18 protein-coding genes are annotated in these 18,368 nt (G+C 48.9%); all 18 read right to left on the reverse strand.

Annotation, left to right across the window (positions count from 1 at the left end):
* Positions 1 to 7 precede the first annotated feature (7 nt).
* Positions 8 to 1,471 (reverse strand): bifunctional methyltransferase/pyrophosphohydrolase YabN, encoded by a 1,464-nt coding sequence (gene yabN, locus AF331_RS21480; RefSeq protein WP_053430015.1) that lies wholly within the window; start codon positions 1,469 to 1,471, stop codon positions 8 to 10.
* A gap of 9 nt (positions 1,472 to 1,480) precedes the next feature.
* Positions 1,481 to 3,055 carry a putative polysaccharide biosynthesis protein gene (locus tag AF331_RS21485; protein ID WP_152915750.1) on the reverse strand — a complete coding sequence of 525 codons (1,575 nt, stop codon included), beginning with the start codon at positions 3,053 to 3,055 and terminating at the stop codon, positions 1,481 to 1,483.
* A gap of 211 nt (positions 3,056 to 3,266) precedes the next feature.
* Positions 3,267 to 3,803 carry a stage V sporulation protein T gene (gene spoVT / locus AF331_RS21490; RefSeq protein ID WP_053429992.1) on the reverse strand — a complete coding sequence of 179 codons (537 nt, stop codon included), beginning with the start codon at positions 3,801 to 3,803 and terminating at the stop codon, positions 3,267 to 3,269.
* Positions 3,804 to 4,106: 303 nt separating this feature from the next.
* Complete coding sequence (gene mfd / locus AF331_RS21495) at positions 4,107 to 7,640, reverse strand: transcription-repair coupling factor (protein ID WP_053429993.1); 3,534 nt, start codon at positions 7,638 to 7,640, stop codon at positions 4,107 to 4,109.
* Positions 7,641 to 7,730: 90 nt separating this feature from the next.
* Positions 7,731 to 7,958: an anti-sigma-F factor Fin family protein gene (locus AF331_RS21500; RefSeq protein ID WP_048007726.1), complete on the reverse strand. Its 228-nt coding sequence runs from the start codon at positions 7,956 to 7,958 to the stop codon at positions 7,731 to 7,733.
* A gap of 67 nt (positions 7,959 to 8,025) precedes the next feature.
* A complete protein-coding gene (pth, locus tag AF331_RS21505; RefSeq protein WP_053429994.1) occupies positions 8,026 to 8,583 on the reverse strand; it encodes an aminoacyl-tRNA hydrolase in 558 nt (185 codons plus the stop codon).
* Between the two features lie 83 nt (positions 8,584 to 8,666).
* Entirely contained in the window at positions 8,667 to 9,320 is a 654-nt protein-coding gene (locus AF331_RS21510; protein WP_053429995.1) for a 50S ribosomal protein L25/general stress protein Ctc, read from the reverse strand.
* 211 nt (positions 9,321 to 9,531) lie between these two features.
* The gene (locus AF331_RS21515) at positions 9,532 to 10,491 is read right to left on the reverse strand and encodes a ribose-phosphate diphosphokinase (protein WP_053429996.1); all 960 of its coding nucleotides are present in this window, start codon (positions 10,489 to 10,491) and stop codon (positions 9,532 to 9,534) included.
* Between the two features lie 13 nt (positions 10,492 to 10,504).
* Entirely contained in the window at positions 10,505 to 11,878 is a 1,374-nt protein-coding gene (glmU, locus tag AF331_RS21520) for a bifunctional UDP-N-acetylglucosamine diphosphorylase/glucosamine-1-phosphate N-acetyltransferase GlmU (RefSeq protein WP_053430017.1), read from the reverse strand.
* Positions 11,879 to 12,194: 316 nt separating this feature from the next.
* Entirely contained in the window at positions 12,195 to 12,488 is a 294-nt protein-coding gene (gene spoVG / locus AF331_RS21525) for a septation regulator SpoVG (protein ID WP_048007721.1), read from the reverse strand.
* Positions 12,489 to 12,682: 194 nt separating this feature from the next.
* On the reverse strand, positions 12,683 to 13,057 hold the full coding sequence (locus tag AF331_RS21530) for a RidA family protein (protein ID WP_053429997.1): 375 nt from the start codon (positions 13,055 to 13,057) through the stop codon (positions 12,683 to 12,685).
* Positions 13,058 to 13,077: 20 nt separating this feature from the next.
* Positions 13,078 to 13,914, reverse strand: a complete 837-nt coding sequence (purR, locus tag AF331_RS21535) for a pur operon repressor (RefSeq protein WP_053429998.1) — start codon at positions 13,912 to 13,914, stop codon at positions 13,078 to 13,080.
* A 72-nt stretch (positions 13,915 to 13,986) separates the two neighbouring features.
* Positions 13,987 to 14,841: a 4-(cytidine 5'-diphospho)-2-C-methyl-D-erythritol kinase gene (gene ispE / locus AF331_RS21540; RefSeq protein WP_053429999.1), complete on the reverse strand. Its 855-nt coding sequence runs from the start codon at positions 14,839 to 14,841 to the stop codon at positions 13,987 to 13,989.
* Between the two features lie 168 nt (positions 14,842 to 15,009).
* On the reverse strand, positions 15,010 to 15,192 hold the full coding sequence (locus tag AF331_RS21545) for a small, acid-soluble spore protein, alpha/beta type (RefSeq protein WP_053430000.1): 183 nt from the start codon (positions 15,190 to 15,192) through the stop codon (positions 15,010 to 15,012).
* A gap of 116 nt (positions 15,193 to 15,308) precedes the next feature.
* Complete coding sequence (gene veg, locus AF331_RS21550) at positions 15,309 to 15,578, reverse strand: biofilm formation stimulator Veg (RefSeq protein ID WP_048007716.1); 270 nt, start codon at positions 15,576 to 15,578, stop codon at positions 15,309 to 15,311.
* A gap of 258 nt (positions 15,579 to 15,836) precedes the next feature.
* On the reverse strand, positions 15,837 to 16,715 hold the full coding sequence (yabG, locus tag AF331_RS21555; RefSeq protein WP_053430001.1) for a sporulation peptidase YabG: 879 nt from the start codon (positions 16,713 to 16,715) through the stop codon (positions 15,837 to 15,839).
* A gap of 148 nt (positions 16,716 to 16,863) precedes the next feature.
* Positions 16,864 to 17,745: a 16S rRNA (adenine(1518)-N(6)/adenine(1519)-N(6))-dimethyltransferase RsmA gene (gene rsmA, locus AF331_RS21560; RefSeq protein WP_053430002.1), complete on the reverse strand. Its 882-nt coding sequence runs from the start codon at positions 17,743 to 17,745 to the stop codon at positions 16,864 to 16,866.
* Positions 17,738 to 18,298 (reverse strand): ribonuclease M5, encoded by a 561-nt coding sequence (gene rnmV, locus AF331_RS21565; protein WP_053430003.1) that lies wholly within the window; start codon positions 18,296 to 18,298, stop codon positions 17,738 to 17,740. The genes rsmA and rnmV overlap by 8 nt, the downstream gene beginning before the upstream one ends.
* Positions 18,299 to 18,368: the final 70 nt, after the last annotated feature.

Raw genomic sequence — 18,368 nt, forward strand, 5'->3', positions numbered from 1 at the left:
ACAGCCATTAATGTGATTGTTTCTTCGCTTCATCCCAAAATGCATCCAGATCTTCAAGGGAATGATCTTCGAATGATCTCCCTGATTGGTTCACGCGCTCTTCCACATGCGAGAAGCGGCGATAGAACTTTGAATTGGTCATGGACAAGGCCTCTTCAGGGTGAATGCGGTAAAATCTTGATACATTCACGAGGGCGAACAGGACGTCACCGAATTCCTGCTTCCGGTCCTGTTCACTTCCATTCTCGGCTTCCTGTTCGAATTCCTTCAGTTCTTCCCACACTTTTTCCCAGGCACCTTTGACGTTGTCCCAATCAAAGCCGACACCTGCTGCCTTTTTCTGATACTCATAGGCCTTCATAAGGGCAGGTGCTCCTTTGGCGACACCTTTTAGAAGCGGTGGCTGACTCTGTCCGCCCTTCTCCTGCTTCTTGATCTCTGCCCAGTTCGCTTTCACTTCTGCCGAATCCCCGACCTCGACATCACCGAATACGTGAGGATGCCGGCGTACCATTTTGGAAGATAGTCCTTCCATTACTTCCTCCATATTGAACATGCCTTCATCTTCCCCGATCTGGGCATGAAGGAGGACCTGGAGGAGGACGTCACCCAATTCTTCAACCATATGATCGATATCATCCTCATCGATCGCTTCCAAGAGCTCATATGTTTCTTCAATCAGATATTTCTTCAGTGACTGATGGGTCTGCTCCCGGTCCCACGGACAGCCGTCCGGTCCCCTCAGAGTCGAAATGATCTCCCTCAGGGTACTGTACTGCTTGTATCGCTGTGAGCGATCTTTTACTGCAGGTACATACAGGCTCGTAAGATTGCTCAGCTGTGCAACACGATCGAGCTCGACGAGAGGGAGTCGCTCCACCTTCTCTTCTGAGCTGCCGGCCGCCGTTACCAGCATGACTTCGAAATCATATGGATAGAGCTCCATGAGTGTCAGTTTCACTTCCGACGCGATAAAGCCGTCGTACACCTGACCGATGATGAGTTGTTGGGTCATCTGGATATCGTGGACGCTGAGGCTCGTCCCGTCAAGGAGCTGGAAGCCATCAATGGGATCTGCACCGACGGAAGCAAACAGGGCATCCAGGAAGCTTTGTCCCCCTCCGATCACGATCTCCGCTTCTCCATTCTCATGGAGCTCAAGGAGTAGCTGGACGGTCTTCTCCGCTACGAGGGGATGTCCCGGAACCGCATACAGGACCGAATGCTCCTTGGAAGCGGCCACAAGCTCCTGAACGATCTCCTCGTATACAGCTTCAAAGCGCTCGTGTTTTTCATATACGGAATCGAAGGATGTATAGGTCATCCCTTCCGATTCCAATTCCTTCACGACAGGATGTTCCTTTGTACGGAGGAATAGATGATGTTCGTTTTTCAACTGTTTATATACACCCAAGGGGATCTGATCCAAATCCCCTGCACCGAGTCCGATGACTGTTATGGTATGGCTCATTTGCATTCACTACTTTCTATACCGGGGCCCAAGGCCTTTCTTCAACCGGTTCATTTTACTGCCGAATGGCAAAAAGCTGATTTCTTCTTCAGATAGATGCCCCGCTCTTAGGAATAAGAAGAGAAACACCCCCGCCCCCACTGCCACACCGACAAGGGCGAAGAGCGCCGAGGTCATCCGCTCATGCGCCCCGTTTGTCAGGAGCCACCTGTAGCCAAGCAACAGGCCCTGCAGGACGAGGGTCATCCCTGCACCGCTGATAAAAAGGCTCTTATAAAATGACGGGGTGATCAAGCTGATTCCGAATAATCGCTTCATCTTCCACACAAGCCCGATCGTGATCAATCCCAATGTAAGAACCGTCGAGAGTGATGCACCCATGACCCCGAACACAGGGATAAGGAGCATATTCACGATGTATTTGATCGGGATCCCGCCAATGATGATGGCTGCAGGGAAATAAATCCTTCCGATCCCCTGCAGGATGCCTGAAAACGTAAGGATCAGACAGCTGAAGAAAATCGACAGGGAAAACACCGACAATACGCTGGACCCGTCTGCATTCTCAAACAGCATCGTATTCGTGGGCACCATGATATTCACGAGTCCGAGCGTTGCCGCAAAACCGATAAGGATACTGATCTTCAACGCAAGCTGACTGTAGTCCCTCACGAGCTCCTGCTTCCCTTTCAGGTAAGCCGTGGTGACCAGGGGAACGATCGTCAGCGAGATGGAGGTGGCCGCCACGGTCCCAAGCTGTATGAATGGCTGTCCACGGTCATAGACACCTTTAAGGGTCTTCGCGGCTTCCTGTCCCACCCCGTGTGTAGTCAACAGTGCATATACATTCAGGGAGTCGACAAACTGAAGAAGGACGAGGAGCATGGCGCTCACACAGATGGCTGTTCCATCTTTCATGAGGGCCGTCCAGATCCCTCCAAACCCTTTAGGGAAAAAAGAAATGCCGGTAAACAACCCTTCCTGTTTCGCTGCCGTAAATAAAACCAGGACGATCACGGCACCAAGCCCTCCCGTGATCGAGCCGAATAGCGCCCCCTGTCCGGCAGCGTAGAGAGAGTTCCCCTTGGCAAGGAGGACAGTGGACGACACCAGGATGGTCACGACGCGTATGCTTTGCTCAGCCACCTGACTGACCGCCGTAGGGACCATCTGCTCCTTCCCCTGATGGTACCCCCTGAGAACCGATAATGGGGCGAGTAGCAAGAAGGATAAGGATATGACACGGATCAAAGGGGCCAGTTGAGGATCCCCCATCCAGGTCGAGATCATATCGGCGCCTGCATAGACGGCAACAAACCAGATCACTCCCACGAGGAGGAGGAAGATGAATGAGGTGGCCGCCACCTTCTTTGCCCCTTCCTGATCTCCCCGGTCGACCTTCTCTGCCACCATTTTTGAAATGATCACAGGGAATCCATAAGTGGAGAGGGCAAGGGCAATCCCGTAAAAAGGATACACCTGCTGATAAATATAAAATCCAATATCTCCTACGATATTCTGAAAAGGGATCCGATAGACGGCGCTTAATAACTTTGTCACAAGTGCCGCCATGGTGAGGATCATCGCACCCTTCAGAAATCCTTTGGAGGAGTATGTATGACCCAATGAAATCTCTGCCTTTCAAAGGCTTCCTTCCATGAAGGAACCCTGCATATTCCCAATGATCGAAGCGTGGGATTTCTTAAAAATAGTTTACCACAAATGAAAGTGGCGGGATGAATTCCACTATCAACAAAAAAAGAAAGAGCGGCTAAGAGCCGCTCCCATGAAAATATTATTGCTCCATCTGTCTTGCCAAGAAGCCAGCTGCCGTTTCGACTGCTTTTTGTTCCACTTCGCCAACTGTGCGATCTTTTGAGAAGATCGCCACTGCACCGATCGGGTCGCCATTGGCAACAATCGGGGCGATGGTGTAGGAAGCAAGATCCTCACCGTGGCCGTCAACAAGCTCGGCTTGTCCCTGCTGGGTGTGAAGGAGGGATGCGCGGTCCTCCATCACCTTCTCGATGAGTTCACCGACATTCTTATTGAGGTATTCCTTCTTGGACGCTCCTGAGATGGCGATGATGGCGTCACGGTCGCAGATCAATACCGCACTTCCGAGACTGTCATACAGTGCTTCACCATACTCTTTCGCAAAGTCTCCAAGTTCCGAGATCGGAGAGTACTTCTTCAAGATGACTTCGCCGTCGCGATCGACGAAGATCTCAAGGGGATCTCCTTCACGGATCCTCAGGGTCCTGCGGATTTCTTTCGGGATGACTACACGACCTAAATCATCAATACGACGAACAATACCAGTTGCCTTCATCTATAGCTGCCTCACTTTCATCAGATGATTTTATAGGGTAAAGCGATTGAAGCCGCTCTACCGTAATTGAGTTTAGTATCTTACAACTTAGAAGTTCTATACACAATCAGTTATTATTTCTGTCATTTCTCTTAAATGCTAATAGAGGTATCTTTTTCCATCAATGGCAGCTGCATTAATACTAATACCCTTATCATAGTAAAATCAAACTACGAGCGCATTTACATTTGAGTTACATTATCATAACGATTGGTAAGGAAAACCGGCACTGTATATGTTTTCTATGACAAATATTAAGATTGGTCAGGCTTCATGAACTTCCGTTTTCAAAGCCTGGTCCAAATTCTTCACAATGTCATATGCCATATTGAACCATTTGTCTGCTTTCAGTCTTGTGGTATTGATGGAGATCTTGAGTTTGGACCCTTCCATGCCGAGTCCTACGACCCTTCCGTGTTTCGAACAGATGTCGAATACCTTCGATCCATCGATGGCAGCCGTACCTTCAGGCGACATGAAGATGTTCACGCTCTTCTTATCCTGCTTGACGCTGTCGAGCCTTGTATTCCTCGCATAGACCTTCATTTCCGATATCAGGAACAGATAGCCCACTTCTTCAGGATATTCCCCGAACCGGTCAAGGATCTCTTCTTCCAGCTCCTCAACTTCTTTAAGGGAAGAAAGGGCACGGAACCGTTTATACATCTCGATCTTTTGATGGCCGTCCTTGATATAGGTGTCCGGGATGTATGCATCAAGATCAAGATCGACCTCAAGTGAGGCTTCCGGTTGCTTCGGACGATCACCTTTACGCTCCTCGATCGCTTCTTTGAGCATCTGGGAATACAGATCGAAACCGACGGAATCAATGAACCCATGTTGCTGGGCTCCGAGCAGATTCCCCGCTCCCCGGATGGTCAAATCGCGCATGGCGATCTTGAACCCAGACCCGAGTTCCGTGAATTCCTTGATGGCCTGAAGCCTCTTCTCCGCCACCTCTGTCAGGACTTTGTCCTTGCGGTAGGTAAAGTACGAGTACGCCACGCGGTTCGACCTTCCGACACGCCCCCTCAATTGATAGAGCTGGGAGAGACCCATTCGATCCGCATCAAAGACGATGAGAGTATTGACGTTCGGTATGTCGACCCCTGTCTCGATGATCGTCGTCGTGACGAGGACGTCGTATTCCCCTGCCAGGAAGCCGAGGATCACGGCTTCCAGTTCGTTTTCTGACATCTGGCCGTGGGCATACGCCACCCTGGCATCCGGTACCAGCATCGAGATTTCGTCTGCCTTCCGCTCGATATCCTCGACGCGGTTGTATAGGAAGTATACTTGACCATTACGTGCCATCTCACGTTCGATCGCCTCTTTGATGAGGGCGCCGTTGTACTCCATCACATAGGTCTGGACAGGAAAACGGTTCTCAGGCGGCGTTTCAATGACCGAGAGATCCCTCACTCCGAGCATGGACATGTGAAGGGTACGCGGTATCGGTGTAGCCGTGAGTGTCAGTACATCGATATTGGTTTTCAACTGTTTGATCTTTTCTTTATGTGTGACGCCGAATCGTTGTTCTTCATCAATGATGAGAAGGCCAAGGTCGCGGTATTGAATATCCTTCGATAAGAGCCTGTGGGTACCGACGACGATATCGACCGTGCCGTCTTTCAGGCCTTTCGTGGTCTCCTGTTGCTGCTTCCGCGTACGGAATCGGCTCAAGAGGCTGATCTCCACCGGGAAGTCCTGGAATCGTTCCTTGATGGTTTCATAATGCTGCTGAGCAAGGATCGTAGTCGGTACAAGGAGGGCGACCTGTTTCCCGTCGGCAATGGCCTTGAAGGCCGCACGGATGGCAACTTCGGTCTTCCCGTATCCGACATCCCCGCACAGGAGGCGGTCCATGGGGCGCTCCCGCTCCATGTCCAGTTTGATTTCATGGATCGACCTGAGCTGATCTTCGGTTTCTTCGTATGGGAATGCAATTTCAAACTCTCTCTGCATGTCCCCATCAGGTGAGAAGGCGTATCCCTTCGCTGCTTCCCTTTCGGCATAAAGTTTGATGAGGTCATCGGCAATATCCTGGACGGAGGAAGCAACCTTCGATTTAACCTTCTTCCATTCGTTCCCGCCCAGTTTATACAGCTTCGGATCTTTATTCTCCGAGGCAACATATTTCTGGACCAGATCGATTTGATCGACTGGGACATAGAGCTTATCGCTGCCCTGGTATTTCAGATGGAGATAGTCCTTGTGGACACCGTTTATCTCAAGCGTTTCAATACCAAGGTACTTCCCGATACCGTGATTCACATGGACGACGAGGTCTCCCACCTTCAGCTCGGAATAACTCTTGATCCGCTCGGCATTGGACATCTTCTGCCGTCTCGGTTTTTTCTGCGTGCGCTTATTGAAGAGCTCCTCTTCCGTGATGACGGCAAGCTTCTGCAGCGGAAGTTCAAAGCCATTCGTCAAACTTCCATTGATCATCTGGACTTTTCCGTTAAGAAGGCTACCACCATCTTTTACAAATGCGATTTCGATCTGATAATCATCCAGTACGCGCTGAAGCTTTTTCACACGCTCTTCATCCGGCCCCAAGAGAACGACGGTATACTTTCCTTTTTTCCACCGGTCGAGCTCAGCTTTCAACACATTCATCTGCCCGTGGAAGTTCTGCATGGGCTTGGTGGATACATTGAAGATGTTCTGAGGGCTCGTATTCGGTATTTGACGAAGGAACAGGGAGAAATACACCTTTGATCGTTTGGCATTGGATACAAGAGAGGCAAAAGGATGCGACACGACCATGTCATGGATGATCTGTCCCTCGGAGAGCAACGAGGTATACCATTCGGCTTCCTCTTTCTCAAGGGACTCGCTCATCTCCTGCACACGGCTGTACTCATCGAAGAAGAGGACGCCGTCTTCAGGCAGATAATCTAATAGACTAGCAGGCGTTTCATAGGCGAGGGACAGATACTTGAAGATCTGTTCCGGCACCTGACCGTTCTCAAGCTGCTCGACTTCATGACCGATATATTCCGTCATCTTTTCTTTGACGCCTGCAGACTTGATCTTTTTCAAGCTTTTGGATAGACCTTTATTGATTTCTCCAATCAGCCGCTCGATGTTCTGATAGGTGAGGAGAACCTCTGTGGCAGGTCCGATATCGACCGTCTTCAGTTTGTCGATGGACCGCTGATCCTCCACTGAAAACATGCGGATGGAATCGATCTCCGTATCGAATAATTCAATTCGGACCGGATGCTGTGAAGTCAACGGGAAAATATCGACGATCCCTCCCCTGAGGCTGAATTCACCCGGCGTGCTTACCATACCTGCGCGCTGATAGCCCATCTGGACAAGCTGATTCAAGACCTCATCCAGATCGATGTCTTCACCTACGTTGAAACGGATCTGGTTCTTGATCCACAGGTCCATCGGTGGCAGGATCTTTCTCAAGCCTGATACCGGGACGATGTACACTCCGTTCTGACGCTGGGAAAGCTTGTTCAGCACTTCGATCCTCTGGGCCCTGAGTTCCGGGCTCGCCACGCTCAGTTCAGCTGCTATCAGTTCGTTGGCTGAATATAGATAGACTTCATCCTCACTGAGGAACTGCACAAGATCCTCATAGATTTTCTGTGCCTGGAACAGATTATGTGTGACAACGATCGTCGACCGCTTCGTCTGCAGATAAACATCTGCTATATAGGCGCTTCTGGAAGAACCCGAAAGTCCTGCCACAAGCTGCTCTGAAAGACGTTCCTCGATCCCTGTGATCAGGGACTGGACTTCTTCGCTCTGATGGACATATGTTAGAATTCCTTTCAAGAGTACGCTCCTCCCCATGTTTCAATCTATATATATGATCGTTCTTTCATATTTAAACAGAAAAATGCTTTGGTTCTTCACCAAAGCGTCTTACTGGATGATATGGTCCAACCCATGATAGTCAGGATACCGCTCAAGGCTTTCCTGACAGTCTTCACAAATGGTTTTAATCTCGATATCACCGTCATTCCGGTAATGGATCATGTGCAGCCTCTCCTCATCCGATAGCCGATCAAGACCGAGGGTTTCCGAGTTGCATGCGTGGGTAAGGGTCCCGACCTTTGTACCGCAATGCCGGCACTGATAGTGAATAGCCAAATTTCCTTCCCTCCAAACCTTTTATTACCCATTAGTATGAACGGCTTTGGAAGGAAGTATTCATTCATCAGTTGAAGTGATTCATCACTTCGATGAACGGTTTTTCAAACCACGTTTTACATGCTTCCACGCTGGAAGTGATGACTTTGTCGAGCTCAACCTGATCTTCCTTGGAGAACTTCCCGAGCACGTAATCAGGGACGCTCATCCCGTTTGTCGGTCGATCGATCCCGACTCGGATCCGGTTGAAGTTCTGAGAACCGAGATGGGCAATCGTGGATTTGATTCCATTATGACCGCCCGCGCTCCCTTTTTGCCGGAGGCGGATCTTACCGACGGGCAGATCCAGATCATCATAGATGACGAGGAGGTCTTCGTTGGCAATGTCGAAGTAATCCATCAGGGGAACGATGCTTTCACCTGAAAGGTTCATGAACGTAAGGGGCTTGAGAAGGACGATCTTCTCTCCGTTATGCCGATGAACCCCATAGACTCCCTTGAACTTCGACTGATCAAGGGGGGTGCCCAGGTTGTGGGCAAGGGCATCTATAATGTCGAACCCGATATTATGACGCGTTTGATCAAAGCGCGCTCCCGGGTTTCCTAATCCTACTATCAATTTCATTTCTTACACCTCGTTTTGACCTTATATCATTAGAATAACGCAAAAAGCGTAACCTGCAAAAGGTTACGCTGTAAAACGTTAAATTATTCTTCTTCGGATCCTTTTTCTGAAGAGGCTTCAGGCTCCCCGCCTTCTTCGCTTTCAGGAGAATCTTCTTCCTGCTTCTCGCCGGAATCAATGTCTTCCTCTTGACGCGGTGCAAGGACGGAAGCGATGGTTGTTTCGTCTTCATCGTTGATTGTGAAGTTATATTGATCACGGATATCACCGATCGTGACGGTATCCCCGATTTGCAGTCCGGCGATATCGACTTCGATGCTGTCTGGGATATCAGATGGTTTCGCTGATACCGATACCTCATACAGTGGTTGCTGAAGGACTCCGCCTTCTTTCACTCCTGCCGATTCACCCGATAGATCGATACGTACGTCAGCGTCAATTTCCTGTGACATGTTGACTGCCAGGAAGTCCACGTGAGTGACGGCATCCTTGAGGTGGTCCTGTTGATAATCGTTCAGGATGACGTTTTGTTTGCTGCCGTCCACATTAAGGGAGATGATCCCGTTGCGTCCAACTTCGCGAATCGTCTTGATGAATGTAATCGCGTCGACCTCGATGGCCGTATTATCCGTTTTATACCCGTACACTACTGCAGGGATGCTTCCTTTATGTCGTAGTTCTGTTAGTGAAGAACGTTTGAAGTCTTTACGTTTGGTTGCTTTCAATTCTGTTGCCATAAGTTATCCAACACCTTCCCAAATTCGTTTAGATGAAAATTTCTATATCTATTTGTTTCCCCATTGAGTATCGATTTAAACATATCCACAGGCAGATCACCTTTTGGGAGCGGGAAGGATGCCTTCATATCAAGGCTTATGACCGTTTTAGCTTTTTCGTAGAAAAACGCAAAAAGATCCCCCAGTGATTCTGGGGGATCCTTTCAAAACATCAATCGAACAACGTGCTGACAGATTGCTGCTCATAGACGCGGATGATCGCTTCACTGATGAGCGGTGCAACGGAAAGCTGTTTGATTTTACCGATCTTTTTCTCGTCTCCGAGAGGAATGGAGTTCGTGACAACAAGTTCTTTGATCATGGAGTTATCAATGCGCTCGATGGCAGGACCTGAAAGGACAGGATGCGTACAGCATGCATATACTTCCTTCGCTCCATTTTCCACAAGGGCATTGGCTGCCAGGGTGATGGTTCCAGCCGTATCGATGATGTCATCGATGAGGATGGCCACTTTTCCATCGATATTCCCGACAATATTCATGACTTCCGCTACGTTTGGACGCGGACGGCGTTTGTCGATGATGGCGATTGGTGCTTTGAGTCTTTCTGCAAGCTTACGGGCACGTGTCACTCCTCCGTGGTCAGGGGATACGATCACGAGGTCATCACGGTTGAAGTCTCTCTTCTCGAAATAATCCGCAAGAATCGGAACACCCATAAGGTGATCGATGAGGATATCGAAGAAACCTTGAATCTGTGGAGCATGAAGATCAAGTGTGATGACGCGGTCTGCTCCAGCCGTTTCAAGCAGGTTCGCCACAAGCTTCGCCGTGATTGGCTCACGGGCACGCGCTTTACGGTCCTGACGGGCATAACCGTAGTATGGCATAACGATGCTGATTGTTTTAGCAGACGCACGTTTAAGGGCATCCACCATGATCAGAAGTTCCATGAGGTTTTCGTTCACCGGTTCGCAAGTCGATTGAATGACGAATACATCACAGCCACGGATGCTTTCTTCGATATTGATCTGGATTTCCCCATCGCTGAATCGTTTAACAGATGATTTACCGAGTTCCACGCCTACTTCATCAGCGATTTCCTTCGCTAGATGGTAGTTGGAATTAAGAGAGAATATTTTAAGCTTCGAATTAGTATAAGAGTTTGGCATGGTGGACCTCCAATTATTTCTTATGATTTAGATTTTGAGCATAATTTTCTTTGTTTACCTGGCGTGCTCTTGCGATAGAGAGTGCCTCACCCGGTACGTCTTCCGTGATGGTCGACCCGGCAGCCACATAGGCGCCCTGTCCGATCGTCACCGGTGCCACGAGGTTCGAGTTGCAGCCTACGAATACACCATCCTCGATTTTGGTGAGGAATTTATTCTTCCCGTCATAGTTCACTGTGATGGAGCCACAGCCGAGATTCACGTCACTGCCTACCTCGGCATCGCCGATGTAGCTGAGATGGGACGCTTTGCTTCCTTTTCCGAATGAAGCCTTTTTAATCTCGACAAAGTTTCCGATCTTCACTTCATCGCCGATGTTCGAAGCCGGTCGGATATGAGCGAATGGACCGATCTGGACATCTGCTCCTATGAAACTATCGTGTGCGACGGATTGTCTCAGGACAGTGCGATCGCCAATTGTGCAATCCTTCACTTCCGTATTCGGTCCGACCACTGCATCCTCACCGATGACTGTGTTCCCCTTGAGCACCGTCCCTGGCAGGATGACCGTATCTCTCCCTATCGTAATATCTGAATCAATGTACGTATTTTTTGGATCTTTGATGGTTACACCATTTCTCATATGAAATTCGTTGATGCGCCCTTGCATGGTGATCTCGGCCTGTGCCAAGGCCACTCGATCATTCACACCCAGCGTTTCAGCGAAATCGCCTGTTTGATATGCGCTGACAATCTCTCCTTCGGCCTTAAGGATCTCAATCACATCCGGGAGGTAATATTCCCCTTGGACATTATCATTCGATACCTTCGTCAAAGCCTCGAAAAGAGCTTTATTGTCAAAGCAGTACGTTCCCGTATTGATCTCCTTCACGCGTCGCTCTTCGTCTGTCGCATCTTTATGCTCAACGATCCGCTCGACCAATCCCTGATCATTACGGATGATACGTCCATATCCATCCGGAGCTTCCGTATGCCCTGTAAGGATGGTCGCCTTCGCGCCGAGACTTTCATGATGCGCCACCAGCGCTTCCATCGTCTCTCCCTTGATGAGGGGAGTATCTCCGCATACGACTAAAGTAGTGCCTTCCAGATTCCCTAACACATCTTCCGACTGCCTTACCGCATGAGCCGTTCCCAGCTGCTCCGCCTGCAGGGCAAAGTCACTCTTCCCTTCAAGATGGGACTTGACGAGCTCTGCACCATGGCCGACGACCGTGACCGTCTTTTCCACGTTCAATGTGGAAATATGATCGACCACATGCTCAACCATGGGCTTCCCGCACACCTGATGAAGCACTTTATATAGCTTGGACTTCATCCGGGTCCCCTGACCGGCAGCTAAAATAACGGCATATCTATTTGTCATCTCGGATCCTCCAATAACCTTTTTATCCATAACGAATATATCCTAAAAACTCTACCATTTCAAGGATTCCTCTAAAAGTACATATATTTGTTAAAGGAGAGGATGCATGCATGGAAGAGGAAAAATGTCACCCTGAAAATTGAAAGCGATTCATCCATGGGAAACCCCTCCAGATGCACAATCACCCATTTTTTGAAAAAAGTTCACAAAAACCGGTTTACCCCTCCCGTTAGAGGGTATAAGGTAAGCGAAACAAAAACCCCCGCACATAAAAAAAGAGCCTTACATAGTAGTAGGCTCTAGATGCATTCAATTCTTAAGAAGCCCCCGCTTCTTCCAGTTCTACTTCTTCTAACTCACCTAGACGATGATACTCTTCTAAAACAGCATCTTGGATCTTACCTCGGGTACCTGAATTAATCGGGTGGGCGATATCTCGGAATTCCCCATCAGGAGTGCGCTTACTTGGCATTGCCACAAATAAGCCATTGTTCCCATCGATCACACGGATGTCGTGTACGACAAATTCATTATCCAACGTGATAGATGCAATCGCTCTCATTCGGCCATCGGTGTTAACACGGCGTAATCTTACGTCTGTCACTTCCATTCTGTTCACCACCTTTTCCCTAGATGAAATCTACTGTATGTATTCAACATTTTTTTGAATATTCCTTCTTAAAGATCATATTTTTTTCAAAATTTTATTTTATTATCCGTATTTTTCTATTTCAAAGGAACTAGTCTTCTTTTGAAATGGTACCGTTTGCATGCTCAACCTCATAAAAAAACACCCGTGAAGCGTTACTTCACGAGTGCGATGACTTCTATTTCCACCAGTGCGTCCTTCGGCAGCTTCGCTACCTCCACACAGGACCTGGCCGGTTTATGAGAGCTGAAATACTCTCCGTACACTTCATTGATTGAACCGAAATCATCCATGTTCTTGATGAATACGGTCGCCTTCACGACGGATTCAAGGCTTGCACCGGCTTCTTTAAGCACGGCTTGGAGATTGCGGAACACTTGATGTGTCTGCGCCTGCACGTCTCCTTCTACCATCATCCCTTCCGGAGTCAATGGGATCTGCCCAGAACTGTAGAACAGATTATTCACCACGATTCCCTGAGAGTATGGTCCGATGGCTGCAGGTGCCTGATTCGTTGAAACTGTACGCATTGGTATTCCTCCTCATGTCTTTATGGTAAAAACGTTACCCCTGACTGAAAGTAATTCCCCTCCGTCAACGAAATCTGTTTATCCCGTTCATTGACTTCCGACAGCTTCAGGATGGAAACATAGTCATCCACCAGTCGTTCGTCCAACGTGTCCGATTCGACAAGGACCCCGATCCCCGAGAGGGTTGCAGAGAATTCCTCCAGCAGATTCTTCATTCCGTTGACCGTGCCACCGGCCTTCATGAAATCATCGACGACCAATACCTTTGATCCTTCTTTCAAGCTTCGCTTTGAAAGGACCATGGATTGGATCCGCTTTGAAGACCCCGACACGTAATTGATGCTCACAGTGGACCCTTCTGTTACGCGGCTGTCGCGACGGACGATCACAACGGGCACGTTCAGGAACGATGCAATGGCATTGGCAATGGGAATCCCTTTGGTCGCCACCGTCATGATGACGTCGATTTCCTTTTCAGCGAATGCAGAAGCGAGCATTTTCCCTACCTTCTTCATCAGCTGAGGATTTCCCAGAAGATCGGTCATGAACAAATATCCCCCCGGCAGGAGGCGATCTGAACTTTCCATATGTTCGCAAAGCTCACTGACGATCGCCTTTGCTTCCTCCGTATTCACCTTGGGGATATATTTCACTCCGCCCGCTGCCCCTGGAACCGTCTGGACCGTGCCTACCCCGCGCCCCTCGAATGTCTCCTTGATGATGGTCAGGTCTTCGCTGATGGAAGACTTGGCTGAACCGTACCGCTCAGAGAAAAAAGTCAAAGGGACAAGCTGATGAGGACGATCCAACATGTAATGGGTCATGTCGATTAATCGCTCACTTCGTTTAAACTTCACTAAAGAAACCTCCCGAATCCGAATAATGTAATGTAAATATATCATTATTATACGGATTTAGGCAAGGACCTCTTATTCCCCAAGCATCCTGACCGCGAACACCTGATCACAGAAGCCGCGAAGGCCATTGTAGATCCGGTGGACCCTCGATTCATACTGCACCAATCCATATACCGTCGGACCGCTTCCACTCATCAATACCGAATCGGCACCGAAGCGCTCCATTTGCTCTTTAATATGCGCCACTTCTGGATACATATTTAATGTGACAGATTCCAAAACATTGCTGAGATGATCACAAATCCCATGGTAGCTCTCATTTTCCAGCGCTTTGATCATCGCTTCTGTATCCGGGTGCTTCAGGTTTTTCACATCCAGATTCTTGTAAACATCTGCTGTGGATACACCGATCGTCGGCTTGGCCAGGATGACCCAACAGTTCGGCGGGGATGGAAGGTGTCGGATCTTCTCCCCTCGTCCCGATGCCAGGGCCGTTCCCCCGTACACACAGAACGAAACGTCAGAGCCGATTTCAGCCCCAAGATCCGCAAGCTCGTCCATGCTCAATCCAAGGCCCCACAGCTCGTTCAGACCTTTCAGCGTGGCGGCTGCATCGCTACTGCCGCCTGCCAGTCCTGCTGCCACAGGGATCACCTTATCAATGGTGATGGCCACACCCTTTTTGATATTGAACCTCTTCTTTAACAACTGGGCCGCCTGATAAGCAAGATTCCGTCCGTCATCCGGAACAAACCGATTATGCGAAAGAATTGTAATTTTATCTTCTGGTAGATCCACCAGTTCAATTCGATCCGCAAGATCGATCGTCGTCATGACCATTTCGACTTCATGGTAACCGTCCGGCCGCTTATGTAACACATCCAAAGACAGGTTGATCTTTGCAGGCGCCTTTACTGATAACCTCATATCATCACCTTCTTACCAATCTCTTTGCTCTATATTGTATCATACACTAATTATAACGAGTGTTTTACATCAAAGCAGTAAGTAATTTTATCACGATGCTCCGTTTAAAGGAAAGGAGCCCCCCGTTGATCAGGAAGGCTCCTTCGGTAAATGATAAAAGTCGGCAGACTACGACTGATCCCTTGACGTCAGCTGCTGGCTTGCGAGTTCTACTGCCCGCTTCACCATGTTGCCGGCATCCCTTGAAGAAATGCCACCCCAGCCTTCACGCTCCACGACATCATAAAAACCAAGATCTTTGGCCAGTTCCGCCTTCAATTGATCAGACATGACACCTTTTCGTTTAGCCATAGTCATCCTCCTTCAAGATCCACCTGGGCTTAGTATGTGCCTGTACCCGGTCGGATACGAAGGGAGTTTGCACCAATTGGATTTTTGGACAAATAAAAAAGCAGTAAACGAGTTGTCTACTGCTGGCTAAAGATGATATTTCCTGCTGCTTCATCATAAAATGTTAGTTGAACTGTCTCAGTGAGAACATCTGCATAGCTGTAAGAAACTCTTTCAAACGCATTCTCTTCTTGATCGAGCTGAACCACGAACACTGAAGGATACGTTTCGGCAAGAACGCCTGAACGCTCAATCGTTTTGCGACGTCCACCGTTTGCTTTGAGCATTAATCGTTTCCCCAGATTGGAATCAAGGGACCTTTTAATGTCGGCTAATGTTTTTGGCATTTCGCTTCCACCTCACTAAAGATAAGTATAACACATTATGTAATTTCAGTCAAATAAATTTATTATTTTAACAAGAACCATGAATACCTGTCAACATATTTTATTCAACAAAAAGTACGTTTTTTCTACACCCCTACCTTTCCCCAGAAGTTGAAAAATTATGTAGACCTCGTCCAAAACCCTTATTCCTCAGCTATCCCGGGATGTACAAGCACACAAAAAGACCTTACAATCCCCTTGTAAGATCTCACTGTCTCTTCATTGATCGTCGGTAATCTTAAATGGCATTCCCGTCCGGAGCACCCCTTTGGTCTCGATCCCCCCAAGGCCCTTTTCTCCCGTGAGCGTGTTGCGGATCACATCCCACACGTTGACGGAGTCCTTGAAACCCGTAAAGCAGATCTTTGACACAATATAGACGGGGTCGAGGGCATGGATATTCACCCTGGAAGGAGAGCTTGCGAAGTTGGCCCCGGCATGGATGAGGGACTCAAAATGGGACTGGCAGGCCCCTGCAAAGATGACTAGTTGATCAAGGTGGGGAGATTTCCTCCTCGCTTCCTTGACGGCCTCCACAAAATACTTGGAGTGCCTATAGGCATTGATTTCGCCTTTACCGCCTTTTGATTTGGTGTACGCATCATGTCCGGTGAGGACGATGATGTTCGGCCTGTATTTATCAATCAGAGGACCGATACGATTCGGCATCTCGGTTTCACTGCAGTGTATCCCCTTGACGGGCACGCCGATCTTTTCGTACAGATCGAGGCATTTCCGTAAGTAACTGGGGTCCCCATCGAGGTGAAGGACCTTTCCTGGAACCTGGAAGTAGTTATAGTCCTCCCTGTAGGCATTGGTCACTCTGTATTCCTGCTTATGTTTGAGGAGTTCGATATCCTGCTTGAACAAGTCGAATGATTGCTCCTCGAGGTTGCGGAATTCCCTGGTGATCCGGTCGCGTTCCCTCGGATCCATCTTCTTCAGGTCGTGAAAAGGAGCATCCGCTATCAATCGATAATCTTCCCCGTATAGCATCGCCGTTTTTTGGCCATTCACCATACGGATATCGATCACGCGGAATAATATATCACACTGATACGATAGCCGGCCGACGACATCATTGATTTCGATATTCATATCCGTCACTCCCATAGACGATCAAGACTCAGGTCTGCCGATGTCTATCCTGCAGATTCCTTTACTTACCCTATGCAGCCCACCATTGATCTGTGTCAGCGTCCCAGGAAAAGAAAAAGAGACCGGACAAAGCCGGTCTCTTCATACGTTATTCTTTAAAATCGGGTAGTAAGGCGTCACTGAGGACACCGAATTCTTCAATGGAAAGGGTTTCCCCCCGACGAGTCGGATCGACGCCTGCTTTCGACAGGGCCTCCAGGATAAGATCTTTCTTTTCTTTTCCTTGTGGAAGCTGACTTGTCAGGTTGTTCAGGATGGTCTTCCTGCGCTGGGCAAAGGAAGCACGGGAAACCGTGAAAAGGAAGTCTTCATCCTGTACCTGGACGGGAGGCACGCTCCGTTTCGTCAATCTGATGACAGCTGAATCGACGTTCGGCTGCGGCATGAAGACAGACTTCGGCACGGTCATGACCATCTCTGCCTCCGTATAGTACTGGATCGCGATGGAGAGGGAGCCATAGGCCTTTGTCCCGGGACGGGCCGATATACGGTCCCCTACTTCCTTCTGGAGCATCACGCAGATCCCCCGGATCGGCAGGCGCTCCATCAACAGCTTCAGGATGATCGGCGTCGTGACGTAATACGGGAGGTTCGCCACGACCATGATATCTTCATATCCAGCGAGTTCCGTCTCGATGATCGATGCCACATCCGCTTCCAGCACATCCTGGTTCACGATCGTCACATTGTCATAAGGAGAAAGGGTGTCTTCAAGAATCGGGATCAGGCGCTGGTCGATTTCAAATGCAACCACCTTCCCGGAAGTCCGGGCAAGATGCTCCGTCAAAGCCCCGATCCCGGGCCCGATTTCGATTGCCGCCGTCTCTTTGGATAAACCGGCATGGTCGGTGATATTACGGAGGATATTCGGATCGATCAAAAAGTTCTGTCCTAGACTCTTTTTGAATGAGAATCCGTGCTTCTCCAAGATTTCCTTCGTTCGTATGGGTGTCGCTATATCTTTATGCATGCTCTTCCTCCTGAATGATCTCCATTAATGCCTTCTTGAATTCTTCCCTTTGGATATTGAACATCCGCAGACGCTTGTGCAATTGTTTCCCATTAGTGTAACCGATTCTCAGCTTCTCACCAAGGGCGATCCGGCGATCTTTTGATTTCGCGCTGCCGATCAGTCCCGCGTCGATGAGGTCTTCCTGTGTGATCAGCTCTTCCTGGTCTTCTTGAATGACTTGAGCCTCTTTAAGGGCCTCCCTGATCGCTTCAGGACTGGCATGCTCCACGCCGATGCCCCTTCCCGCCTTCGGAAGGGCATCCTTCTTATGGATGAAGGCATGCTTGCAGCCGGGTACGGCATCGCTGACGATCTTCCGGATCCGCTCCCCGGGGAAATCGGGATCCGTGAAGATGATGACACCTCGCTTTTCATGTGCGTGCTTTATTTTTTCAATGGTTACAGGAGAAACGGCAGATCCATTCGTTTCAATGGTATCTGCATCCACGGAGCGACGGATCGCGACCGTGTCATCCTTCCCTTCCACCACGATGATTTCTTTAATTTTCATATTTCCTCCAAAGTCGTTGAAACTTTTTTCGGGTCTCACCCGTCTTATAGATTGAATACCTAACGACCAT

The organism is Rossellomorea marisflavi (assembly GCF_001274775.1).
Classification (GTDB): Bacteria; Bacillota; Bacilli; order Bacillales; family Bacillaceae_B; genus Rossellomorea; species Rossellomorea marisflavi.